The sequence below is a fragment of the Candidatus Kurthia intestinigallinarum genome (assembly GCF_003991225.1).
In the GTDB taxonomy this organism is placed as follows: domain Bacteria; phylum Bacillota; class Bacilli; order Bacillales_A; family Planococcaceae; genus Kurthia; species Kurthia populi.
Genome location: NZ_JTFC01000031.1, coordinates 392,171 through 417,551, shown reverse-complemented (window position 1 = coordinate 417,551; position 25,381 = coordinate 392,171). Strand labels below are relative to the sequence as shown.

26 protein-coding genes are annotated in these 25,381 nt (G+C 37.9%); 25 read left to right on the top strand and 1 reads right to left on the bottom strand.

Going from position 1 to position 25,381, the window contains the following annotated elements:
- Positions 1 to 152: 152 nt before the first annotated feature.
- Entirely contained in the window at positions 153 to 341 is a 189-nt protein-coding gene (gene rpmB / locus QI30_RS10680) for a 50S ribosomal protein L28 (RefSeq protein ID WP_010286489.1), read from the bottom strand.
- A 235-nt stretch (positions 342 to 576) separates the two neighbouring features.
- Here rpmB and QI30_RS10675 point away from each other — a divergent pair, with 235 nt between their 5' ends.
- From QI30_RS10675 to QI30_RS10555, 25 genes are all read left to right on the top strand, one after another.
- The gene (locus QI30_RS10675) at positions 577 to 951 is read left to right on the top strand and encodes an Asp23/Gls24 family envelope stress response protein (protein ID WP_020189406.1); all 375 of its coding nucleotides are present in this window, start codon (positions 577 to 579) and stop codon (positions 949 to 951) included.
- Between the two features lie 17 nt (positions 952 to 968).
- Positions 969 to 2,612 carry a DAK2 domain-containing protein gene (locus tag QI30_RS10670; RefSeq protein ID WP_126990778.1) on the top strand — a complete coding sequence of 548 codons (1,644 nt, stop codon included), beginning with the start codon at positions 969 to 971 and terminating at the stop codon, positions 2,610 to 2,612.
- A gap of 359 nt (positions 2,613 to 2,971) precedes the next feature.
- Positions 2,972 to 3,640 (top strand): L-serine ammonia-lyase, iron-sulfur-dependent subunit beta, encoded by a 669-nt coding sequence (gene sdaAB, locus QI30_RS10665; RefSeq protein WP_020189408.1) that lies wholly within the window; start codon positions 2,972 to 2,974, stop codon positions 3,638 to 3,640.
- Between the two features lie 11 nt (positions 3,641 to 3,651).
- Positions 3,652 to 4,551, top strand: a complete 900-nt coding sequence (gene sdaAA / locus QI30_RS10660; protein WP_020189409.1) for an L-serine ammonia-lyase, iron-sulfur-dependent, subunit alpha — start codon at positions 3,652 to 3,654, stop codon at positions 4,549 to 4,551.
- The gene (recG, locus tag QI30_RS10655) at positions 4,541 to 6,589 is read left to right on the top strand and encodes an ATP-dependent DNA helicase RecG (protein WP_126990777.1); all 2,049 of its coding nucleotides are present in this window, start codon (positions 4,541 to 4,543) and stop codon (positions 6,587 to 6,589) included. The genes sdaAA and recG overlap by 11 nt, the downstream gene beginning before the upstream one ends.
- 98 nt (positions 6,590 to 6,687) lie before the next feature.
- Entirely contained in the window at positions 6,688 to 7,257 is a 570-nt protein-coding gene (gene fapR, locus QI30_RS10650) for a transcription factor FapR (protein WP_020189411.1), read from the top strand.
- Between the two features lies 1 nt (position 7,258).
- Entirely contained in the window at positions 7,259 to 8,245 is a 987-nt protein-coding gene (plsX, locus tag QI30_RS10645) for a phosphate acyltransferase PlsX (protein WP_126990776.1), read from the top strand.
- Position 8,246: 1 nt separating this feature from the next.
- The gene (fabD, locus tag QI30_RS10640; protein WP_126990775.1) at positions 8,247 to 9,194 is read left to right on the top strand and encodes an ACP S-malonyltransferase; all 948 of its coding nucleotides are present in this window, start codon (positions 8,247 to 8,249) and stop codon (positions 9,192 to 9,194) included.
- Positions 9,187 to 9,921 (top strand): 3-oxoacyl-[acyl-carrier-protein] reductase, encoded by a 735-nt coding sequence (fabG, locus tag QI30_RS10635; protein ID WP_126990774.1) that lies wholly within the window; start codon positions 9,187 to 9,189, stop codon positions 9,919 to 9,921. Before fabD ends, fabG begins: the two co-directional genes overlap by 8 nt.
- Before the next feature lie 95 nt (positions 9,922 to 10,016).
- Complete coding sequence (locus tag QI30_RS10630; RefSeq protein ID WP_020189415.1) at positions 10,017 to 10,253, top strand: acyl carrier protein; 237 nt, start codon at positions 10,017 to 10,019, stop codon at positions 10,251 to 10,253.
- A gap of 161 nt (positions 10,254 to 10,414) precedes the next feature.
- Positions 10,415 to 11,185, top strand: coding sequence for a ribonuclease III (rnc, locus tag QI30_RS10625; RefSeq protein WP_126990773.1), 771 nt, complete (start codon positions 10,415 to 10,417; stop codon positions 11,183 to 11,185).
- A gap of 69 nt (positions 11,186 to 11,254) precedes the next feature.
- Positions 11,255 to 14,809 carry a chromosome segregation protein SMC gene (smc, locus tag QI30_RS10620; RefSeq protein WP_126990772.1) on the top strand — a complete coding sequence of 1,185 codons (3,555 nt, stop codon included), beginning with the start codon at positions 11,255 to 11,257 and terminating at the stop codon, positions 14,807 to 14,809.
- Between the two features lie 16 nt (positions 14,810 to 14,825).
- Positions 14,826 to 16,091, top strand: coding sequence for a signal recognition particle-docking protein FtsY (ftsY, locus tag QI30_RS10615; protein WP_126990771.1), 1,266 nt, complete (start codon positions 14,826 to 14,828; stop codon positions 16,089 to 16,091).
- Between the two features lie 136 nt (positions 16,092 to 16,227).
- Positions 16,228 to 16,560 carry a putative DNA-binding protein gene (locus QI30_RS10610; protein WP_020189418.1) on the top strand — a complete coding sequence of 111 codons (333 nt, stop codon included), beginning with the start codon at positions 16,228 to 16,230 and terminating at the stop codon, positions 16,558 to 16,560.
- Positions 16,561 to 16,572: 12 nt separating this feature from the next.
- A complete protein-coding gene (gene ffh / locus QI30_RS10605) occupies positions 16,573 to 17,943 on the top strand; it encodes a signal recognition particle protein (RefSeq protein ID WP_020189419.1) in 1,371 nt (456 codons plus the stop codon).
- A gap of 222 nt (positions 17,944 to 18,165) precedes the next feature.
- Complete coding sequence (gene rpsP, locus QI30_RS10600; RefSeq protein WP_020189420.1) at positions 18,166 to 18,438, top strand: 30S ribosomal protein S16; 273 nt, start codon at positions 18,166 to 18,168, stop codon at positions 18,436 to 18,438.
- 31 nt (positions 18,439 to 18,469) lie between these two features.
- Entirely contained in the window at positions 18,470 to 18,703 is a 234-nt protein-coding gene (locus QI30_RS10595; protein WP_020189421.1) for a KH domain-containing protein, read from the top strand.
- A 69-nt stretch (positions 18,704 to 18,772) separates the two neighbouring features.
- Positions 18,773 to 19,288, top strand: coding sequence for a ribosome maturation factor RimM (rimM, locus tag QI30_RS10590; protein ID WP_020189422.1), 516 nt, complete (start codon positions 18,773 to 18,775; stop codon positions 19,286 to 19,288).
- Complete coding sequence (gene trmD / locus QI30_RS10585; protein WP_044527259.1) at positions 19,288 to 20,019, top strand: tRNA (guanosine(37)-N1)-methyltransferase TrmD; 732 nt, start codon at positions 19,288 to 19,290, stop codon at positions 20,017 to 20,019. The genes rimM and trmD overlap by 1 nt, the downstream gene beginning before the upstream one ends.
- A 148-nt stretch (positions 20,020 to 20,167) precedes the next feature.
- Positions 20,168 to 20,512, top strand: coding sequence for a 50S ribosomal protein L19 (rplS, locus tag QI30_RS10580; RefSeq protein WP_020189424.1), 345 nt, complete (start codon positions 20,168 to 20,170; stop codon positions 20,510 to 20,512).
- Between the two features lie 131 nt (positions 20,513 to 20,643).
- Positions 20,644 to 21,213, top strand: a complete 570-nt coding sequence (gene lepB / locus QI30_RS10575) for a signal peptidase I (protein WP_126990770.1) — start codon at positions 20,644 to 20,646, stop codon at positions 21,211 to 21,213.
- A 13-nt stretch (positions 21,214 to 21,226) separates the two neighbouring features.
- Positions 21,227 to 22,081 (top strand): ribosome biogenesis GTPase YlqF, encoded by an 855-nt coding sequence (ylqF, locus tag QI30_RS10570; protein ID WP_126990769.1) that lies wholly within the window; start codon positions 21,227 to 21,229, stop codon positions 22,079 to 22,081.
- A gap of 88 nt (positions 22,082 to 22,169) precedes the next feature.
- Entirely contained in the window at positions 22,170 to 22,943 is a 774-nt protein-coding gene (locus tag QI30_RS10565; protein WP_126990768.1) for a ribonuclease HII, read from the top strand.
- A 4-nt stretch (positions 22,944 to 22,947) separates the two neighbouring features.
- Positions 22,948 to 25,032, top strand: coding sequence for a hypothetical protein (locus QI30_RS10560; RefSeq protein ID WP_126990767.1), 2,085 nt, complete (start codon positions 22,948 to 22,950; stop codon positions 25,030 to 25,032).
- Positions 25,029 to 25,325: an EscU/YscU/HrcU family type III secretion system export apparatus switch protein gene (locus QI30_RS10555; protein ID WP_126990766.1), complete on the top strand. Its 297-nt coding sequence runs from the start codon at positions 25,029 to 25,031 to the stop codon at positions 25,323 to 25,325. Before QI30_RS10560 ends, QI30_RS10555 begins: the two co-directional genes overlap by 4 nt.
- Positions 25,326 to 25,381: the final 56 nt, after the last annotated feature.

Sequence of the window (25,381 nt, the reverse complement as noted above, 5' to 3'; positions counted from 1 at the left end):
CATAAGAAAAACCGGAATCGCGCTGTGGCACGGTTCCGGTTTTTCGTTGCGAACGCTAAAAAAGGAAAATGACGTGTTTTGTCCCAGCCTCTTCTTTTTGTTTGTACAAAAAAACACCTTGCTATAGCAAGGTGTCTCGACAGCGCTAAAAATTATACGCGTTCAACTTTACCTGATTTAAGTGCACGTGCAGAAACCCAAACACGTTTAGGTTTGCCGTTTACTAAGATACGAACTTTTTGTAAGTTTGCACCCCAAGTACGTTTAGAAGCGTTCATAGCGTGTGAACGGTTGTTACCAGAACGAGATTTACGTCCAGTAATTACGCATTGTTTAGGCATATTAATTTCCTCCTCATTTAAGAAGTTGAAAGAGTGTGTTTCACTTCGGTATTTCACATACTATAATAATTTAACATACAGATTGGCACTTTGCAATAACTAAATCCTAGACTTTCAAGAAAAAAACCTTTACACTATGTTTTGTGCAAAAATGGACGAATACAGCGGAATCTTTTATAATAAGATTTTGTATAGTACAATAAAGTGAAGTTAATTTTAGACAGGGGGCCATATCATGTCAGTAGAAATTACAAATGAATTCGGTCATATTGATATCGCAAATGATGTTGTAGCACAAATTGCTGGAGGAGCTGCAATCGAATGTTACGGAATTGTCGGCATGGCAAGTAAGCATCAAATTCGTGATGGATTAACAGATATTTTACGTAAAGAAAACTTTGCACGTGGCGTACTAGTACGTCAAGACGGCGAAGATGAAAATAAAAATTTACATATAGACATGTATGTAATCGTTAGCTATGGTACAAAAATTTCAGAAGTAGCTTATCAAGTCCAATCAAAAGTAAAATATACACTTGATACAACATTAGGCATGGCTGTTAATTCAGTAAATGTTTATGTGCAAGGTGTTCGAGTAGCGAACGATTAAGAGGAGGAACTAAATCAATGAAGTCATTAGACGGCATTAAATTTGCGGAAATGGTGCAACTTGGAGCACATCATTTATCTCAAAACGCAGATTACGTAGATTCACTAAATGTATTCCCAGTACCAGATGGTGATACAGGTACAAATATGAATCTTTCGATGACATCAGGTGCTAAAGAAGTAGCAAACAATGTCACAGAAAATATTGGTGCAGTATCACAAGCCTTATCAAAAGGTTTATTAATGGGCGCACGCGGAAATTCAGGCGTTATTCTTTCACAATTATTCCGAGGATTCGGTAAAGCGGTTGAGAAAGAAGAAACATTAACAACAAAGACATTTGCAAATGCATTAAACTATGGTGTTCAAACAGCCTATAAAGCAGTGATGAAACCTGCAGAAGGGACAATTTTAACGGTTGCCCGTTTAGCAGGTGAAAAAGCTGTTGAAGTAGCTGAAACAGAAGACGATATTATTGTGTTAATGGAAGAAGTTTTAGCAGCTGCTAAAGTCGCTTTAGACAAAACACCAGACCTGTTACCAGTCTTAAAAGAAGTTGGTGTTGTCGATAGTGGCGGCCAAGGTCTAGTATTTGTATATGAAGGCTTTGTTGCTAGTTTAAAAGGCGAAGAGTTACCAGCGAAAATTGAATCTTCTTTAGATGATTTAGTAAATGCTGAGCACCATCGTGTACAAGATTTCATGGATACTTCAGCAATCGTTTACGGTTATTGCACAGAGTTCATGGTACGCTTCGAGGAAGACAAACGTCCATTCAACGAAGAACAATTCCGTGAAGAAATGAGCAAATTTGGGGATTCATTATTAGTGATTGCCGATGATGAAGTCGTTAAAATTCACGTTCACTCTGAAACACCAGGTGACGTTATTTCATACGGTCACCAATATGGTAGCCTTGTGAAGATCAAAGTAGATAACATGCGTTTACAACATACAGCTATCGTAGGTGACGAAAAACCTACAGCAGCAAAAGAAGTGAAAAAAGTACCTTATGCAATCGTTACAGTAGCACTAGGTGAAGGGGTAAAAGAATTACTTGAAAGCGTTGGTGCATCATATGTTATCGAGGGTGGTCAAACAATGAACCCATCTACAGAAGATATCGTTAATGCAATTAAAGAAGTTGGCGCTGAAAAAGTATTAATTTTACCAAATAATAAAAACATTGTGATGGCTGCAGAACAAGCGGTTGAATTATTAGATATTCCAGCTGCTGTTGTTGCAACGAAAACAATCCCTCAAGGTATGAGCGCTATTTTAGCATTTAACCCAGAGGCATCAGTAGAAGAAAATGCTGAAGCAATGACACGCGCATTTGCGGGCGTTTCAACCGCACAAATTACAACAGCAGTTCGTGATACATCAATCGATGGCGTTGAAATTCACACAGATGATTTCATGGCAATGGTTGAAGGTAAAATTGTGGCGTCTGTTAAAACATTAGAGGAAGCTGCAGAAGAAGCAGTGAAAAAAGTAATCGATGAAGATTCTGAAATCGTTACAATCCTTTATGGTCAAAATACGACACAACAACAATTAGCTCAACTAACAGGATTTATTGAAGCAAATTATGAAGATGTAGAAGTGGAAGTACATAACGGTAAACAACCGGTATATCCTTACATCATCTCAGTTGAATAATCGAGTAACTATTGAAGAGGCTAGGACATACATGTAAAACAACCTCTCATAGGAGCATAAGAAAAACCGGAATCGTGCTGTGGCGCGGTTCCGGTTTTTCGTTGCGAACACTAAAAAAGGAAAATGCAACGTTTTGTCCCAGCCTCTTTTTTATGAAAAATTTTCCTCGTAATGTACACCGTGAAAACGCATCTTACACGCCTTGTACAACACTATTTTGCGTTTTTTTTCTGGCATGTCTTATTTAGTCGGACAAAATAGTAAAATGCAATCGTTCCCAATTGCATAAATGTTGGGTTTATGACTTGAATAGGATAAAATGATACTACAATTACTTATTTACTAAAGGGGGACTACGAATGAAGTTTTCATCCGTTTTTGACATTATTGGTCCTGTTATGATTGGGCCTTCTTCGTCCCATACAGCAGGAGCAGCGCGAATTGGTCGCGTAGCACGAGATTTATTTGGTAAACAACCAACATGGGCAAAAATACATTTATATGGCTCATTTGCGGAAACGTATAAGGGTCATGGTACCGATGTCGCAATTATTGGTGGCTTATTAGACTATGAAACATACGATGAGCGCATTAAAACATCTTTTGACGAAGCAGAAAAGGTTGGTTTAACATTTGAATTTATTCCTGAAACAGGTGCTTCAGAGCATCCGAATACAGCACGTATTATTTTAGGAGATGAAGAAGGAAACGAAATGTCGATGTGCGGAATTTCAATTGGTGGTGGTGCCATTGAAATTACGGAATTAAATGGTTTCCGTTTACGTATGTCAGGTGGTATGCCCGCTATTTTAGTCGTGCATAATGACCGTGCAGGTGTTGTCGCACATGTGGCTGTATGTCTAGCGAGCCATCAGATTAATATTGGACATATGGAAGTGTCACGGAAAGAACGCGGTACGATGGCTTTAATGGTCATTGAAGTCGATCAAAATCTACATGAAGATATTTTAAATGAGCTAGAAAGACTACCGAATATTACGCAAGTATCACGTATCAAAAATAGCTAGGAGGAATGAAGATGGAAGTGTTATTTCGTAACGTTCGTGAATTAGTCGAACGCGCAGAAAATGAAAATAAATTATTATCAGAGATTATGATTGAGCAAGAGATGGGGATGTCTGAACGTACGCGTGAAGAAATTTTTACCCAAATGGAACGTAACTTAGAAGTTATGGACCAAGCAATTGAACGTGGATTAAAAGGTGTCACATCGGTTACTGGTCTAACAGGTGGCGATGCTGTATTAATGCAAAAATACATTCAGTCTGGTAAAGGATTGAGCGGAGATTTCTTATTAGATGCTGTTAGCAAAGCTGTTGCAACGAACGAAGTAAACGCCGCGATGGGCATGATTTGCGCCACACCAACAGCAGGCTCAGCAGGGGTTGTACCGGGTGTGTTATTTGCGGTTAAAAATAAATTAAATCCTACGCATGAACAAATGGTACGTTTTTTATTTACAGCAGGTGCATTTGGTTTTGTTGTCGCAAATAATGCGTCTATTTCAGGTGCGGCGGGTGGTTGCCAAGCGGAAGTAGGTTCAGCAGCTGCAATGGCGGCAGCATCAATTGTTGAAATGGCAGGTGGAACACCGCAACAATCTGCACATGCATTCTCCATTTCACTAAAAAATATGCTAGGCTTAGTATGTGACCCTGTAGCTGGGCTAGTTGAAGTACCTTGTGTAAAGCGTAATGCAATGGGTGCAGCGAATGCAATGGTAGCTGCTGATATGGCATTAGCAGGGATTGAAAGTCGCATTCCAACAGATGAAGTAATCGATGCCATGTATCGAATTGGTCAAACGATGCCTTCTGCACTACGTGAAACGGCACAAGGCGGATTGGCTGCTACACCAACCGGTCGCTGGTTAGAAAAACGTATTTTTGGAGGAGCTGTAGCGAACAGTGGCAATTGATTTAAAAAGCCCTGTTACAGAGCTTAAGGGTGTTGGGAAGACAGCTGCCGAAAATTTAGAACAGATGGGTGTCCATACAATAGAAGAACTAATTATGACATTTCCGTTTCGCCATGAAGATTTTCGACTGAAAGATTTAGCACAAACCCCTCACAATGAGCGTGTGACAGTGGAAGGACGCGTTGAAAGTGTACCAAATGTCATGTTTATGGGCAAAGGTCGTTCACGCTTACAATTTAAAATGCTTGTAGGCAACCATTTGATTCGCGTATCTTTTTTTAATCAAGCATATTTAAAAAATAAATTAAAGCCGGGTGCGATTATTACTGTAACTGGCAAATGGGATCAAGGCCGTCAGCAAATTAGTGGTTCACAAGTTCACTTTGGACCGAAAGATGCACAGGCAGATTTTGAACCCGTTTATAGCTTAAAAGGGAAATTAACACAAAAAAAATACCGTCATTTTATGAGACAAGCATTAGATGAAGTAGCATTCATGATACCGGAAACTTTGCCAGGAAAATTGCGAGAGTCATATAAGCTATTAGGAATTCATGAAGCATTAGAAGGCGTGCATTTCCCTCAAAATGCGATGCATGCAAAGCAAGCACGTAGACGCTTTGTATACGAGGAATTACTCGTCTTTCAGCTAAAGATGCAGGCGCTTCGTAAAGTACGTCGTGAAGACGAGGCTGGCTTAGCGATTCACTATGATGTTGAAAAATTACGCACATTTTTTGCGGCTCTACCATATGATTTAACAGGGGCGCAAAAACGTGTTGTTAATGAAATTTGTAAGGACTTGCTAACACCACAACGAATGAACCGTTTACTACAAGGTGATGTAGGTTCGGGTAAAACCGTCGTTGCAGCGAGTGGCCTTTATGCAGTAGTGACAGCAGGATTTCAAGGTGCTTTAATGGCTCCTACTGAAATTTTAGCAGAACAGCATTTAGAAAATTTACGAAGCTGGCTAGAGCCATTTGATGTTCGTGTTGAGTTATTATCTGGTTCTACGAAAGCAAAAGCACGTCGGGCATTATTAGCAGATTTAGCAACTGGCGACATTGATGTGTTAATTGGTACACATGCATTGATCCAACCAGATGTTGCGTTTCATAAATTAGGGCTTGTGATTACCGATGAACAGCATCGCTTTGGTGTCAACCAACGGCGCGTGTTACGTGAAAAAGGAGAAAGTCCTGATCAGTTGTTTATGACGGCGACACCTATTCCACGTACATTATCGATTACAGCTTTTGGCGAAATGGATGTATCCATTATTGATGAGATGCCAGCAGGGCGAAAAGTAATTGAAACAAATTGGCTGAAAGCGGAGCAGTTCAATCTAGTCTTACAACGTATGGAGCAGGAATTGGCAGCAGGACGTCAAGCTTATTTGATTTGTCCATTGATTGAGGAGTCGGATAAATTAGATGTCCAAAATGCAGTGGAGCTTCATGCGCAGCTACAAACTATTTTTGCTGATAAATTTACAGTAGGACTTATGCATGGTCGTTTACCAGCCGATGAAAAAGATGCGGTTATGCGGTCATTTAGCGAAGGTGCTATCAATGTACTCGTATCAACAACCGTTGTCGAAGTTGGTGTGAATGTACCAAATGCCACGTTTATGGTTATTTATGATGCAGAGCGTTTTGGCCTCGCACAGTTACACCAGTTAAGAGGACGTGTAGGGCGCGGGGAGCATCAATCTTATTGTGTACTAGTAGCGGATCCTAAAAGCGAAGAAGGAAAAGAACGCATGATTTCTATGACCGAAACGAATGATGGATTCCGCCTTGCTGAAAAAGATTTAGAACTTCGCGGTCCGGGCGACTTTTTTGGGCGTAAACAAAGTGGTATACCACAATTTAAAATGGCTGATTTAGTTCATGATTATCGAGCATTAGAAACAGCACGACGCGATGCGAACAACCTTTTGTATACCGATGAATTTTGGCATGACGAGGAGTATGGTCCACTGCGTGAATCACTTGAAAAATCTGGTGTTATGACGGGTGAGCGCATTGATTAGAAGCGGAGAGTGCAATTTATACTTGCATTCTCCTTTTTATATTTATATACTGATATTAGTACCAAGTGCTAATACAAAGGGAGCGGCATATTGAAACGATGAAGTATTCAAAAAAAGAACGACAAAAGTTGTTAAAACAGACTATTGAAGATAATCCTTTTATTACGGATGATCAACTGGCAACAAAATTTAATGTTAGTGTTCAAACAATCCGATTAGACCGTATGGAATTATCTATCCCCGAGTTACGCGAACGCATTAAAGACGTAGCAGCACATAATTTTGAAAATGAAGTAAAAACTTTACCTCTCGATGAAATCATTGGTGAGATTATTGATATCGAGTTAGATGAACGAGCATTGTCTATTTTTGATGTGACAGAGGATCATGTTTTCCAGCGTAATAATATTGCGCGAGGACACCATTTATTTGCACAAGCAAATTCATTGGCGGTCGCTGTCATTGATGACGATTTAGCGTTAACTGTTAAATCAACGTTATCATTCACGCGCCCTGTACATGCAGGAGATCGCGTTATTGCAAAAGCAACTGTAACAAGTCGTGATGACAATAATCGTACATTTGTAAGTGTGACATCAACAGTAAATGGTACGACAGTGTTTACGGGAGATTTTGAAATGTACCGTACGAAAGGTAAAGGTGAATAAAATGAAATTTGCAATTGATGGTATGGGTGGCGACAATGCGCCAAAAGAAATTATTGAAGGTGTCTACAAAGCGCTTGAAGATTTTTCTGATTTAGAAATCGTTCTTTATGGCGACGAAGAGAAAATGAAACCTTTTTTAAAACAGCATAATCGTTTAGAAGTAATTCATTGTACAGAAGTAATCGAAGGAACAGATGAGCCAGTGCGCTCTGTTCGTCGTAAAAAAGATGCTTCAATGGTGCGTGCGGCGCAAGCTGTTGCTGATGGTGAAGTAGAAGCATGTGTATCTGCTGGGAATACAGGTGCTTTAATGGCAGCTGGTTTATTTATTGTTCGTCGTATTGACGGCATTGACCGCCCCGCATTATCAACAACATTACCAACATTGGATGATGCTGGTTTTGATATGCTTGATTTAGGTGCGAATGCAGATGCTAAACCAGAAAATCTTGTACAATATGCGATTATGGGCAGCATTTATGCGCAACAAGTGCGCGGCGTAAAAAACCCAACTGTAGGTTTATTAAATATTGGTACAGAAGATAAAAAAGGTAATGATTTAACAAAACATGCTTTTGATTTATTAAAAGAAGCACCGATTAATTTTATCGGTAACGTCGAAGCGCGTGAATTATTAAATCACGCCGCTGATGTTGTTGTGACAGATGGGTTCACTGGCAACATGGTATTAAAAACAATCGAGGGGTCTGTTGGGGCATTGTTCTCTTTATTAAAAGAGGGCTTTATGTCATCAACAAAAACGAAAGTAGCCGCGGTTTTAATGAAACCAAGCTTGAAAACCATTAAAAATAAAATGGATTATAAAGAATATGGTGGAGCGGTATTATTTGGATTGAAGGCCCCAGTTATTAAAGCGCATGGCTCATCAGATGCACAAGGTTTTTACAGTGCAATTCGTCAAGCACGGAAAATGGTGAAACATAATGTCTGCGCAACGATTGATTCTACGATTTCAAAGGAGAATTAACATGACAAAAATTGCTTTTCTTTTCCCAGGACAAGGCTCTCAAAAAGTAGGTATGGGTGCTGAACTCTTAACAGGTGCTTACGCAAATTTCTATAAAGATGCGGATTCGCTTGTAGCATATGATTTATCATCACTTATGTTAGAAGGCCCAGAAGATCAATTAACACTTACATACAATGCACAACCTGCACTTTTAACAACTGGTGTACTTGTAGCAAAACAACTAGCAGATGCAGGTATTAAAGCGGATTTCACAATTGGTCATAGCTTAGGTGAATATGCAGCGTTAGTAGCTTCAGGAGTAATGAGTTTTGAAGATGCTGTGAAAATCGTTCATAAGCGCGGTGTATTAATGAATGAGGCAGTTCCTGCAGGTGAAGGAACTATGGCCGCTATTTTAGCGTTAGATTCAGAACAACTTGGCGCTGTCACGGAAGCAGTATCGTCAGAACTTGGTGAAGTTGTCCAAATGGCGAACTTAAATTGTCCAGGTCAAATTGTTATTTCTGGTACAAAACATGCAGTAGAAGTAGCATGTGAACGTGCAAAAGAAGCAGGCGCACGTCGTGCATTACCGTTAAACGTTAGTGGACCATTCCACTCGGCGTTGATGAAACCTGCGGCAGAACGATTAAAAGCAGCCTTAGATGCGATTGAATTACACGAAGCGCAAATTCCGGTTATTGCGAATGTAACGGCAAAGCCTGTTACGCGACCTGAAGAGATTGAAAAATTATTAGTGGAACAGTTGTATTCACCAGTACGTTTTGAAGAGTCAATTCGTGAATTATTAGCACAAGGTGTCGATACATTTATTGAATGTGGCCCGGGAAAAGTATTAAGCGGTTTAGTGAAGAAAGTGGATCGTAAAGCAACAACGTACTGTATTTATGATGAAGCATCATTACAAGATGTGTTAACACAAGCAAAGGAGTGGTCTCATGTCTAAAACAGCAATCGTAACAGGTGCTTCCCGCGGAATTGGTCGTGCAATTGCCTTGAAATTAGCAAAAGACGGCTACAATATTGTTGTCAACTATAGTGGTTCTCAAGAACGTGCAGAAGCAGTCGCTAAAGAAGTACAAGCATTTAACGTAGAAGCACTTATCGTTCAGGCAAATGTTGCAGAAGCGGACGATGTTAAAAAGTTAATCGATACAACGCTTGAAACATTTGACACAATTGATGTGCTAGTAAATAATGCGGGCATTACGCGCGATAACTTATTAATGCGTCTTAAAGAAGACGATTGGGATGCAGTAATCGATACAAACTTAAAATCAGTCTTTTTATGTACGAAGGCTGTAGCACGTCCAATGATGAAACAACGTGTAGGGCGCATCATTAACATGGCGTCAGTTGTCGGAATTGTTGGGAATGCTGGGCAAGCGAATTACACAGCGTCTAAAGCGGGGGTCATTGGTTTAACAAAAACATCTGCAAAAGAATTAGCAGCACGTAATATTTTAGTAAATGCTGTTGCACCAGGCTTTATCGAAACGGAAATGACAGATGCTATGCCAGCAGAGGCAAAAGCAGGTATGGAAGCTCAAATTCCATTAGCAAAATTAGGACAGCCTGAAGATATCGCAGATGTGGTATCGTTCTTAGCAGGCGATGCAAGCCGCTACATGACAGGTCAAGTACTACATGTTGATGGCGGCATGGTGATGTAATAAATATTATTTTTATTCACCGATGAAAAATGCTATACTATGCTAGAAATCATAAACTGGTCATACCAGTTAGTCTTTGAGAGGAGGTGTATTTTGTGGCTACAGTTTTAGAACGCGTAAGCAAAGTTGTCGTTGATCGTTTAGGTGTTGACGAAAGCGAAGTAAAACCGGAAGCATCATTCCGTGAAGATTTAGGTGCTGATTCACTAGACGTTGTTGAATTAGTAATGGAATTTGAAGAAGAATTCGATATGCAAATCGAAGATGAAGATGCTGAAAAAATCCAAACAGTTGGTGATGCAGTGTCATTCATCGAGAAAGCACAAGCTTAATCACATAAGCTGTTTTGAATAAATACTTAAACTTCCCTTGTAGCTTGCTGCAAGGGAAGTTATGTTTTTGTGACAAATTTTTTAATGTTTTGCACATTGCGTAAGAAAAAGGTACACTATCAAAGAGTACTAATTTAGTAAACTAAGAAGGTTGATGAACGATGGAAATCGAAGAATTATCACAAAAAAACGGTGCAATCCCTGAACAGGCTCGCGCTAAATTTGAAAAATTACAAAATATTTTAGGCTTACACTTTGGTAATAAAAATTTATTATACAATGCGTTTACACACTCATCTTATGTAAACGAGCATCGCCGCAAACAATATGAAGACAATGAACGTCTTGAATTTTTAGGTGACGCAGTGTTAGAGCTAACTGTTTCTAAGTTTTTATTCCTGAAATTCCCTAAAATGACAGAAGGCGAATTAACAAAACTTCGCGCAGCGATTGTTTGCGAACCGTCACTTGTTATCTTTGCAAACGAACTAAATTTTGGACAATTTGTGTTACTAGGTAAAGGGGAAGAAATTACAGGCGGTCGTGAACGTCCAGCATTACTTGCGGACTGCTTCGAAGCATTTGTCGGTGCTTTATATTTAGACCAAGGTTTAGAAACAGTTGTTGGCTTCTTGGAAAAAGTCGTTTTTCCAAAAGTAGAGCTCGGTATGTTTTCACATGTAATGGACTTTAAAAGTCAATTACAAGAAATGGTGCAACAAGCAAACTCAGGTGCGCTTCAATACACTATTATTAAAGAAAATGGTCCAGCGCATAACCGTACTTTCGTATCTCAAGTCATGTTAAGTGGTGCAGAGTTAGGTGTCGGGAATGGTAAATCGAAAAAAGAAGCTGAGCAACGAGCTGCTCAAAGTGCTATGGTTGCTTTTAAAAAACAACAAATGAATAAAAATAACAACGAAGCCCAATAGCAAACAGAACGTACGTGAATGTACAACAGTATAGACTAATGAGGCAAAAGATTAGTAGGGGGTATTATTTTGTTCCTTAAACGGCTTGAAGTGATTGGTTTTAAATCTTTTGCCGATCGAATCGGAATTGACTTTGTGCCAGGAGTGACGGCGGTAGTCGGTCCAAATGGTAGTGGTAAAAGTAACGTCATAGATGCCATTCGATGGGTACTTGGCGAACAATCAGCGAAATCGCTACGTGGTGCAAAAATGGAAGATATTATTTTTGCGGGTAGTGACTCACGCAAACCGCTTAACTTTGCAGAAGTAACGCTCATCCTAGATAACGAAGATGAACGCTTGCCACTTTCTTATAATGAGGTGAGCGTTTCTCGTCGTGTCTATCGTTCGGGTGAAAGCGAATATTTATTAAATAAACAAAGCTGTCGCTTGAAAGATATTACAGATTTATTTTTAGACTCTGGACTAGGAAAAGAAGCTTTTTCAATTATTTCACAAGGTCGTGTTGATGAAATTTTAAACAGTAAACCAGACGACCGTCGTGCGATTTTTGAAGAAGCTGCTGGTGTTTTAAAATATAAAAAACGACGTAAAAAAGCAGAGCATAAACTATTTGAAACAGATGATAATTTAAATCGTGTGCTCGATATTTTACATGAATTAGACGGACGTATTGAACCGTTGCGTATTCAGGCATCTGCCGCAGAAGACTACGTGTCGATGACAAAAGAACTACGAGGCATTGATATTGCTGTCTTAATCCATGATATCGAAATGTTAGAAACTTCTTTCAAACAATTGGCTGTGCAAAAAAGTACTCTTTCCGAAAAAGGAAATGCACAACAATTAGAGATCGAAGCGCTTCAAAAAGAGCAACGTATGCATCGCGAAGCACTTCAAACAATTGATACAACATTGGATTTAGAGCAAGCAGAACTTGTAGATGTTAGTACAGATGTAGAACGCTATGAAGGACGTAAAGCGGTCTTATTACAAAAACGTCAAAATATTTCACAACAACTAGCAAGTTTAGAAAAATCAATTCAAACTGCCAAAATACAATATGAACAAGATGCTGCTTTGAAAGAAGTAAAGGCACAACAACTAGCAGAGTATGACGTTGCGTTTAAAGAGATTTGTCAAGAAGTAAAGCAGATGACACAAACTTTGGAACGTTCTACATCTGAAATTGAGCGTGAAATTGAACAACTTAAAAATGTTTATGTTGATCGTTTAAGTGAGCGTGCTGCCACAAATAACGAATTAAAAAATATTATTCGTCAATTGGAACAAGAGCAAGCAGAGACAACAAAAATGTCATCCGCTTCTGGAGAAACAATTGAAGAGTTACGTCGTCATAACGCAGAAAAAGAACAAGCTGCGGCATCACTAGAAGCCATTTCGATTGAATTAGCTGAGCAATTAGCACGTTATAAAGAATCACAAGAGACGTATAAAAAATTACGTGACATGTATTCGAAAAAACGAGACATGCTTTATCAAGGCTATAATCAATTGAAAACCATGCAAGGACGTAAAGAAACGTTAGAAGAGCTATCATCAAATTTTGAAGGCTTTTATAAAGGTCCTAAAATGATTTTACAAGCTCGTTATGAAAATCGTTTAACAGGTATTCATGGCGCTGTAGCCGAAATGTTGCAAGTGCCGGCTCCTTATGCAACTGCTATTGAAACAACGCTTGGTGCAACAGCACAGCATATTATTACGGAAACGGATAAACATGCGAGCCAAGCGATTCATTATTTACGTAATCATAACGGTGGACGTGCTACGTTCTTACCGAAGAATATTATGAAATCGCGTCAAATTCCAACAGATGTATTAGCGCGTGTAGCGGGACATCCATCATTTATCAACACAGCTGACAAACTTGTTGAAGCAGAAGAAACGTTTGATACGATTGTTGCTCATTTATTAGGGCATGTTATTATCGCCAAAGATTTGGACGGCGCTAAAGCTATCGCAAACGCATGTCATTATCGCTACCGTATCGTTACATTAGAAGGCGATGTCGTAAATGCTGGTGGTTCAATGACGGGTGGATCGACAAATAAACAAAACCCTGTATTTAGTCGTAAAGCAGAATTAGAACAGTTAACAGACAATGTAGATAAATTGCAAGTCTCTATCTTAGCAGCAGAACAAACAGTGAAAGAACTAGAAAAACGTGTCGGTTTAAAAGAAGCAGAGTTGGAGCAACAGCGTCAAAGAGGGGATACATTAAAACAACGTGAATATCGCCAAAATATCGCACTAGAAACCATTTCAGCGACGGTTAAGCGCTTATCACAACGTGTTTCTTTATTTGATTCTGAACAGCAAGATGTCACAAGTCGTTTAGGTTCATTGGAAGATTCAAAAATCACCCTTGAAAAACGTTTAGTATCTTTAGATGAAGAGACAGCTACATTAAATAAAGATGTAGAGCGCTTAGAGTCATTAAAAGCACAAAGTATAACCGAACGTGATCAATTGCAAAGTGATTTAGCTGATGCAAAAGCACAGCAGGCTGTAAAAGCTGAGCAAGTACTACAACTTCGTATGCAAGTAGAAGACTTAACAAATAAATTAATGACAAGTAAACAGCATTTGCATGCTCAACAACAAGAACGTGAATGGTTATTAACAAGCGAAGGAGAAGAAGGCCTTTCTGAGGAAGAATTGACAGAGCATACTGTATCATTGAAAGCGCGTAGAGATACTTTAAACACTTCTATTGCTAAGGCAAAAGTAAAACGTGCAGAATTGCAAAAAACGATTCAAAACGTCGATACATTGCTTACAGAAGCACAACGTGTTCACCAAGGCGTGCTAAACGCTATTCGTGACATCGATGTGAAAATGAATCGTATTGATGCAAACCGTAGCAATCAAGAAAATCAATTGTTAACAGAATACGACTTAACATTCCAAGAAGCATTGCTTGAGGAAGCTGTTGATGTTGATATTGATACAGCACGGCGTAAAGTGAAGTTATTACGTCAGTCAATTGATGAGCTTGGCGATGTGAATGTACACGCTATTGAAGAATACAAAACCGTGTCTGAACGTCATGAATTCTTAACAAATCAACGCAATGATTTATTGGAGGCGAAAGATACGTTGCATGAAGCCATTCGTGAAATGGATGAAGAAATGACAGCTCGTTTTAGTGAGACATTTATGTCTATTCGCACACATTTCCAAGAAGTTTTCCGTGAATTATTTGGTGGTGGTAAAGCAGATTTAATTTTGTTAGACCCAGAAAACTTATTAGAAACGGGTATTGAAATTGTTGCGCAACCACCTGGTAAGAAATTGCAAAGCTTGAGTTTATTATCTGGTGGGGAACGTGCATTGACAGCAATTGCTTTATTATTTGCAATCTTAAAAACTCGTCCAGTACCCTTCTGTATTTTGGATGAAGTCGAAGCAGCGCTTGACGAAGCGAATGTTAGTCGCTATAGTCAATACTTGAAAAAATTCAGCGATGATACACAATTTATCGTGATCACGCACCGTAAAGGTACGATGGAAGGCGCCGATGTGTTGTATGGTATTACGATGCAAGAATCCGGCGTTTCAAAACTCGTATCAGTAAAATTAGAACAAGAGATGTCCTAAAGGAGCGGAATGAAGTATGGGCTTTTTACAACGTATGAAAGAAAAGCTAACTGGTAAAAAAGATGAAGAACAGTTAGAACAACTAGAAGAAACAAATGAAGCAGATGCCATAGAGGACAATGCTGAAATCGAAGAAAGCCAAGCAGAGGAAACAACAAAAGTAATTGAATCGGTAGAAAAGCCTGTCAAAGAAATTGTGGAAGAACCTGAAGTAATCAAAGAACCAGTCGTTGAAGAGGCTTTAGAAGAACTACCAACGATTGTTGAAGAAGAGTCAGAAACTAAAGAAGAATCAGAGCAAAAGCGTCATTGGTTTTCTCCAGCAGCAATTACTGAAAAATTCAAGCATGGTCTTGAAAAAACACGTAATTCATTTTCTTCAAAAGTAAATGATTTAGTAGCACGTTACCGTACAGTAGATGAAGAGTTTTTCGAGGAATTAGAAGAATTATTACTACAAGCCGATGTTGGATTTGAAACAGTAATGCAATTAATCGATGAACTTGAAATGGAAGTAAAACGCAAAAATATTAAATCAACAGATGGTATTCAAGCAGTTATCTCGGAAAAATTAGTGGAAATTTATGAGCAAGGTGAAGCTGATATTACTGATTTAAATATGCAACCAGATGGTGAATTAACAGTTATTTTATTTGTTGGTGTAAATGGTGTTGGTAAAACAACAACAATTGGCAAATTAGCGCATCGTTTTGAACAACAAGGTAAAAAAGTTATGCTGGCAGCTGGTGATACATTCCGTGCTGGTGCAATTGACCAATTGCAAGTTTGGGGCGACCGAGTGGGTGTTGAAGTGATCAAACAATCAGAAGGCTCGGATCCAGCAGCTGTTATGTATGACGCAATCAATGCAGCCAAGAACCGCGGAGCAGATATTTTAATTTGTGATACAGCGGGTCGCTTACAAAATAAAGTTAACTTAATGAATGAACTTCAAAAAGTACATCGTGTTATCGAACGTGAAGTACCAGGTGCACCGCATGAAGTCTTATTAGCTTTAGATGCTACAACTGGACAAAATGCACTTGTACAAGCGAAAACATTCAAGGAAGCTACAAAAGTAACAGGGATTGTATTAACGAAATTAGATGGTACTGCAAAAGGTGGTATTGTATTAGCCATTCGTAATCAATTGCATATTCCAGTTAAATTTGTTGGTCTTGGTGAAAAAATGGATGACTTACAACCATTTGATGCGGAACGTTATGTGTATGGTTTATTCGCAGATTCATTAGATAAACAAATCGATGAATTGGATGAATAACACAAAGACGTATAAGCAACGATAAACGTTGATATATCAATAAAAAGCGAGGTTTTGGACAAGGGGTTTACCTTGACAGAGTCCTCGCTTTTCTTATATGATACGATGGAATATGTATGTAAAGGAGAGGTTATGTATGTTATTAGAAAAAACAACACGTATGAACTTTCTCTTTGACTTTTATCAAGCACTTCTAACGGATAAACAAAGAAGCTATATGCAACTTTATTATTTAGATGATTTGTCATTAGGAGAAATTGCAGAATCATATAAAGTATCACGCCAAGCAGTTTATGATAATATCCGACGTACGGAAGCAATGCTTGAAGAATATGAAGAAAAACTTCAACTTTTTACAAAGTTTCAAAAAAGACAGCAAATTGCGCTGGCATTAATTGCAGCAATTGAAGAAAATGCGCCAAAAGAGGATGCATTACGTTATATTGAACAATTGAAAGAATGGGATTAGGGGGCGACCACTATGGCATTTGAAGGCTTATCAGAGCGACTCCAAGGTACAATTGCCAAAATTAAAGGTAAAGGTAAAGTAACAGAACAAGACGTTAAATTAATGATGCGTGAAGTTCGATTTGCTTTAATCGAAGCCGATGTTAACTTAAAAGTAGTAAAAAAATTCGTAAAATCAGTTAGTGAACGTGCAGTAGGTTCTGACGTTATGCAAAGCTTAACGCCGGGTCAACAAGTTATTAAAATTGTTCAAGAAGAATTAACACAATTAATGGGTGGCGAACAATCACCTGTTAAATTCTCGACTCGTCCGCCGACTGTTATTATGATGGTAGGTTTACAAGGTGCCGGTAAAACGACTACTACAGGGAAACTAGCAAATGTATTACGTAAAAAATACAATAAAAAGCCATTACTTGTAGCAGCCGATGTTTATCGTCCAGCAGCTGTACAACAACTACAAACACTAGGAAAACAATTGTCAATCCCAGTGTTTGACAAAGGAACGGATGTTTCACCAGTAGAGATTGCTCGTGAAGCAATTGAATTGGCTAAAGAAGAGCATCACGATGTTGTGATCATCGATACAGCTGGTCGATTACACATCGATGAAGCATTAATGCAAGAATTAAAAGATATTCGAGCACTTAAAGAGCCGGATGAAGTATTCTTAGTTGTTGATGCAATGACAGGTCAAGATGCTGTAAACGTAGCGGAAAGCTTTAATGAAGCTGTCGGAATTACAGGTGTCGTATTAACTAAATTAGATGGGGACACTCGTGGTGGTGCGGCATTATCAATTCGCTCAGTTACAGAGAAACCAATCAAATTTGTTGGTATGGGTGAAAAAATGGATGCACTTGAACCATTCCACCCAGAACGTATGGCACAGCGCATTTTAGGTATGGGTGATGTATTATCACTTATTGAAAAAGCGCAAGCAACGGTTGATGCGGACAAAGCAAAAGAGTTAGAAGAAAAATTCAAAACACAAAGTTTTACTTTTGACGATTTCCTTGATCAAATGAGTCAAGTGAAGAAAATGGGTCCATTGGAAGATATTATTAAAATGATTCCTGGTATGAACAAAGTCAAAGGGTTAGATAAAATGAACTTTGATGATAAACAAATTAATCATATTGAAGCGATTATTCAATCAATGACGATTGCAGAGCGCACAAATCCAGAAATTATTAATGCGAGCCGTCGTAAACGTATTTCTAAAGGATCTGGGCGTTCAGTACAAGAAGTTAACCGTTTGATTAAGCAATTTGATGAAATGAAAAAAATGATGAAACAAATGTCTGGATTAGCCGGTGCACCTGGTGCAGGTAAAAAGAAAAAGCTGAAATTACCAGGTATGGATTCATTATTTAAAATGTAATACAAAAGCTCTGCATTTGTAGAGTTTTTCGTATGCTAAATAGCTTAAAAAATTCGTAGAATTAATTGTTTTTAGTTGTTAAGAAAAAATACTTTACAAACACTTGTAATCTTACTCAGAATCCTGTAGAATAACTTGTGTTAAGAAAAAACACTTTACAAACAATCGAAAGCTTGATATTATACTATCTTGTGTGAAACTTATTCGGAGGTGCAAAGAAACATGGCAGTAAAAATTCGCTTAAAACGTATTGGTGCTAAAAAAGCTCCTTTCTACCGTATCGTAGTTGCTGATTCACGTTCTCCACGTGACGGTCGTTCTATTGAAACAATCGGTACATTCAATCCATTAACTTCTCCAGAAGAAGTTAAAATTGATGAAGAAAAAGCATTATCTTGGTTAGCTAATGGTGCAAAACCATCTGATACTGTACGTAACTTGTTCTCGAAACAAGGTATCATGGCTAAATTCCATGAATCAAAACAAGGTAAATAATTTTGCCTTATAAATAATCGGGGGTGACGTTGTGGAACAGCTGATTAAAACAATTGTACAACCACTAGTCGATTTTCCAGATGATGTTCGCATTACGGTGAATGAATCAGAAAATCGTGTCGTTTATAAACTTGCTGTCCATCCTCAAGATGTCGGCAAAGTCATAGGTAAACAAGGAAGTGTCGCGAAAGCGATTCGAACAATTGTTTATTCTGCTGCAAGCAGTCACCATATGAAGAAGACATATGTCGACATCATAGATTAGCGTAAAAGGAGGGAGCATTGGTTCCTTCCTTTTTTGTTGTATATAAGTATAAAAAAGAGGTGTCCTAGTATGAAATGGTACAACGTTGGTAAAATTGTTAATACACATGGTATTCGTGGTGAAATTCGTGTGATTTCACAAACAGATTTTCCAGAAGATCGTTATGAAGTAGGTGCAAAACTTGGTATTTTTGCGCCGGGTGAAAAACGTCCTACAACAGTTATTATTAAAACTGCTCGAAAACATAAAAACTTCATTCTTCTTTCATTTGAAGGTTATCCAAATATTAATGATGTTGAAAAATTCAAAGGAAGCATGCTAAAAGTAAATGAAAACTTCCTTGAAGAATTAGAAGAAGATGAATTTTATTATCATGAAATCGTTGGTTGTGACGTGTTTGATGAAAATGGCAATGAAATTGGTAAAATTAAAGAAATTTTTGAAACGGGTGCCAATGATGTTTGGACTGTTACAGGCATAGATGGTAAAGAGCATTATTTACCGGTTATTTTTGAAGTAATTAAGGAAGTAGATGTTGAAAATAAACGCGTCACAATTGAATTAATGGAAGGTTTATTATCATGATGAATATTCAAGTTTTATCATTGTTTCCAGATATGTTCGATGGTGTTTTTAATGCATCTATTATGAAAAAAGCACAAGATAAAGGTGCTGTAACATTTGATGTAACGGATTTTCGCTCGTTTTCAAACAATAAACATAATCAAGTAGATGACTACCCTTACGGCGGTGGCGCGGGTATGGTATTGAAACCTGAGCCATTATTTAATGCTGTAGAAGCATTGCAAGCACAAGGCAAAAAACCTCGTATTATTTTAATGTGTCCTCAAGGTGAACGATATTCTCAAAAGAAAGCAGAAGAACTATCTTTAGAAGAAGATTTGATTTTCCTTTGTGGTCATTATGAAGGGTACGATGAGCGTATTCGTGAGCACCTTGTTACCGATGAAATTTCAATTGGTGATTTTGTGTTAACAGGTGGTGAGCTTGCTGCCATGACAATCATTGATAGTGTAGTGCGCCTTTTACCAGGTGTATTGGGACAAGAAGCTTCACATATTAATGATTCATTCTCTACAGGTTTATTGGAGCATCCACATTACACACGCCCAGCAGACTTTCGTGGGATGAAAGTTCCGGATGTTTTAATGTCTGGAAATCATGCGAAAATTGCAGAATGGCGTGAAGAACAATCATTAAAACGTACATTCGAACGTCGACCTGATTTATTAGAGAATATTAATCTTACACCAAAACAAAAGAGCTATTTACGTTCACTTGGGTATGAAAAATAATCATCTGTGACAAGGAAATGGACTTGAAACAAACGTATAGATATGTTAGTATTTAAAGTGCATTTCTTAAAGAAATGCCGTATTACGGTGTTCCGCTGTAGCAACCATTAAGCGAACTATATGAGCATCTGTCAAAGGAGAAAATAAAATGTCAAACATTATTACAGAAATCACAAAAGAACAATTACGTACTGATATGCCAGCTTTCCGTCCTGGTGACACAGTATCTATCGACGTTAAAGTTGTCGAAGGTACTCGCGAACGTATCCAAAAATTCGAAGGTGTTGTAATCAAACGTCGTGGTGGCGGTATCAGCGAAACTTTCACTGTTCGTAAAATCTCTTACGGTGTAGGCGTTGAACGTACATTCCCAGTTAACACACCAAAAATCGCAGCACTTAAAGTTACTCGTCGTGGTAAAGTACGTCGTGCTAAATTATACTACCTACGTAACTTACGTGGTAAAGCTGCTCGTATCAAAGAAATTCGCTAATTTCTTTTTACTAGCAAAAAAGAGTGTAGAGCAATTTGCTCTACACTTTTTTCATGTCTAAAAGAGAGAATCTTTTTGCCTGCTTTTAGAAATACTTGTACAATAAATAATGTAGAGTGAGGGGTGATTGTATGGAAGAGGAAAAATTAAAAAAAGAAAAAAGCGACTTATGGGAATGGATTAAAGCGCTTATTATTGCTTTTTTATTAGCAGCATTGATCCGCTTTGTACTCTTTACACCAATTGTTGTTGATGGTGAGTCCATGATGCCTACTCTTGAAAGTGGCGAACGTATGATTGTAAATAAACTAAATTATAAAGTTGGAGATATTCAGCGTTTTGATATTGTTGTTTTCCACGCACCTGAAAAGAAAGATTATATTAAACGAGTGATAGGGGTTCCTGGTGATACACTTGAATATAAAAATGATCAACTATACATTAACGACAAGAAAGTAAATGAAACGTATTTACAAGATTATAAAAACCAAATTGTTGATGGTGGTACACTAACCGAAGATTTTAGCCTATTAGATTACACAGGTAAGAAAATAATTCCAAAAGGATATTATTTTGTAATGGGTGATAATCGACGAAATAGTAAAGACAGTCGACATATTGGACTAGTATCAGAAGAAAAAATTGTAGGGAAGGCAAGCGTTGTCTTCTGGCCAATTGAAAACTTTGGTACGATAGATTAAGAGGAGAGATATTATGACAATTCAATGGTTTCCAGGGCATATGGCTAAAGCCCGCCGACAAGTTACAGAAAATTTAAAGTTAGTAGATATTGTTTTTGAGTTAATTGATGCACGTTTACCAATGTCATCTCGTAACCCCATGCTAGATGATATTATTCATCAAAAAAAACGATTACTCATTTTAAATAAAGCCGATATGGCAGATGAAACGCAAACTAAGCGTTGGATTCAATTTTTTGAAGAAAAAGGACATAAAGCAGTAGCTGTAAACTCACTTGATAGTAAAGGATTAAAACGCGTTACAAAAGCTGCGGAAGATGTGTTGGCAGAAAAATGGGATCGTATGCGTAAAAAAGGTTTAAAACCGCGTGCCATTCGCGCGATGATTGTGGGGATTCCAAACGTTGGAAAATCGACAATGATTAACCGCTTAGCGAAAAAAAATATCGCACGAACAGGTAACATGCCAGGGGTAACAAAATCTCAGCAATGGATCAAGGTTGGGAAAGAGTTAGAATTACTTGATACACCAGGGATTTTATGGCCAAAATTTGAAGATCAGCGTGTAGGAGCTAAATTAGCGGTAACGGGTGCCATTAAAGATGCAATTATGAATATGGATGATTTAGCGATTTTTGGGCTAAACTTTTTAGAAACATATTACCCTCAACGTTTACATGAACGTTATCAAATTGAAGGTTTAACAGATCCAATTGTTGGCACATTTGATCACATCGGTAAACTACGCAACATTAAAATGTCAGGTGGCGATATTGATTATTCAATGGTATCTGAATTAATCGTTCGTGACATTCGAAATGAACATTTAGGAAAATTAACATTTGATTTTGTAGAAGATTACGAGTAAATGCCACTTTATCGACAATGTCTTTTAGGCATTGTCGATTTTTTCATTATATCGTGACAATGTTAACCGATAAAAGGAGTAAGTGTAGATGACAACGATTAAAGAAATTAAAGAGAAATTATCAACAGAGACAGTATGGCAAAGTTGGATGGATGAATTAGCCAAAGATGAACGTACAGGCGCTCAAAATGCATTAAAATCATGGAAACGTGCACAAGAGAAACAGCAAAAATTAATAGATGAGCACCAGTCGAAGTTAGCATTTGATCAATCATTTCGTGAGAACAGTTCTTCTCTTATAGCCGGGACTGATGAAGCGGGTAGAGGACCACTAGCCGGCCCCGTTGTGACAGCTGCTGTGATTTTACCGAATAATGCATGTGAAGAATTGCTTGGGTTAAACGACTCGAAACAATTATCATATGATAAACGTGAAGAATTTATTGAGAAGATTATGCAAACTGCAATAGCAACCGCCGTTCATTTTCAATCAGTCGAAGTGATTGATGATATTAATATTTATGAAGCAACACGTGAATCAATGAAGACATCTATTGAGCGTTTGGCAGTAAAGCCCGATTATGTATTGGCCGATGCTATGAAGCTAGATATCGAAATAGCACAAAGTTCAATTATCAAAGGAGATGCAAAAAGCTTAGCTATTGCAGCAGCCTCTATTTTGGCCAAAACTGCACGAGATCATTATATGGAAGAGATGGATGAAAAATATCCTGGTTATGGTTTTGCAAAACATGCAGGATATGGAACAAAACAACACTTAGAAGCGTTGGAACATCTTGGGGTCACACCGATTCACCGTAAAACATTTGAACCGATAAAAACAATGCTTTTGAAAGGATGAGACGATGAATTTAACAGGTGTAAATGTACAGCAGTCACAAATGCAAACAACACAACAAGCTGTTGTTGTAAAAGAAGGACAAGTGTTACATGGCACAATTACAAAATTGTACCCGGACCAGAAAGTTGAAATTCAAGTAGGGAATCAAAAAATGATGGCACAACTTGAAACGCCATTAAAAGCCGGTGACGCGCATTTCTTTCAAGTGACGGTTATTTCACCTAATTTATCCTTAAAAGTAGTTTCAGGGCCCTTAACGTCACAATCAGCGTCACAACAGGCACTACAATTAATAAATAGCATGGATTTACCGGATTCAAAAGAAATGCAGCAAATTGTAAAGCAATTTTTGAAAAATGATGTACCAATGTCACGCGAACAACTTATTCAAGCAGAGCAAGTGTTGAGAGCCACAACGATTCCAACGACACAAGCGCTAGATGCTTTATCCAAAATTGTTCAATTAAAACTACCGATGACAGAAAGTTCATTGCAAGCGATTGTTCAAGGTGGTGCTAAAACAGGATTCCAGGCAGCATTAAATAACTTGCAACAATTGATTCAAAATGATGCAACATTAAGTACGACACTTAAAGATACATTATTAAATAGTTTATTGCGTTTGGAGAAACCATTAGCGATTGAAACAGGTAGTATAATGCTAGCGAAAATGCTAGATAGTCTAATTTCTACTGCAACCAATGCGTCAACAAAACAAGCGATGTTATCTATGCTTCGTCAAGCAGGCGTATTACCTCAAAATGCCAATATGATGAATTTCTTATCAGGCGCCTTAGGGAAAGTTGATGCTAATCCAACACAGACGCTACAAAATGCGTTACAACTTGTTCAACAAAGTCCACAAAATGTAGAAGCTAGAATAGGATTACAGCAGGCTGTTTTAAATCACACAGGATTAAATACAGCTTCCAAAGAAGCGATTATAACAGCATTAAATCGGGTGCAGATTTCACCGACGAATACGTATACGGCTCAATTAAATACAGCGACGACGAATGCAATGAAAACAGCAGATTCTTTAACGCCAGCACAATTATTAACGGCTGTAGTACAAACAAAATCAACAAATATAGCACCTGTTTTAACACAATTAACACAATCTGTGAATCAAGATACGCAATTATCTGTAGCTACAAAAGAAGCTATCCAAACATTGGTCCAAAAATTTAATACGACGCCAGCAACGGCACAATCTATTCAAAATTTGGCTAAACTAGTTCAGCAAGAATTAGTAAAAGACTATAGTGGCCAACTACAGCAACAGCCTTTTCAACAAAATGCGTCACAACAAACTAAAACACAATTGATGCAATTATTAGGTGTTCAACCGAAGCTAATGGATGAAGCATTAGAAGCACTAACGTATCAAACAACAAAAAATGTAAATGCTACAGCACAGCAACTATTGCAAAATACTGAATTACAATTACAACAGCAGCTGAATGGAAAAGCGTTTGAAACGATCTTACGGCATACCTTACAAAATTTAGGACTTAATTATGAAGCAAATTTAAATAATAAAGAGACAAATTTAGAACAATTGCAGCAACAATTAAAACCGCAATTAATGGCGCTATTACAAGATGAATCAGCGCATTCTGCAACACGTCAAGCAGCGGAAAATATCATATCTCGTATGAATGGAATGCATTTTTTATCGGGTGAGAATGGACCACAACATCAATTGATTATGCAAGTACCTCTTGAATTATTTGGTAGACAAACTGATGCAACTTTGCAATGGAATGGACGTATGAAAAAGAATGGTAAAATTGATACGGATTATGCACGTGTTATGTTCTATTTAGATTTAGCTTCACTAGAGGAAACAATTATTGATATGCAAGTTCAAAGTCGCGTAGTTACTGTAACTGTGTATAATGAAAAACAAGATCTAGCATTATTTGCAGAACCGCTACGTGAGTCATTAGAAAAAGGATTACAAACACATGATTATAAGTTATCAGGTGTTTTAATAAAATCATTTGAACGTGTGGAAAAAGAAGTGAAACCAATTTTTCATGCAACAACAACTAATGGAGAAGGCGGTGTTGATTTGCGCATATGACGGAACAATATGAAAAAAGACATGAGGCAGTTGCATTAAGTTTTGATCCAACTGATGGTGGAGCACCAAAAGTCCTGGCAAAAGGTAAAGGGAAAATTGCTGAAAATATTTTAGAACAGGCAAAAATGCATGACATTCCAATTCAAGAGGACCGCTCACTTGTTCAATTACTTGGACAATTGGACTTAAATGAATCGATACCTGAAGAATTGTACCAAGCAGTTGCAGAGGTTTTTGCTTTTATTTATCGATTAGATCGTACATATGATGGTGTTCAAAAAAAAATCCGCTAAATTTCGTGGTGCGAAATTTAGCGGATTTTGTGTCTAAAGAAGAATTTTATAGAAAA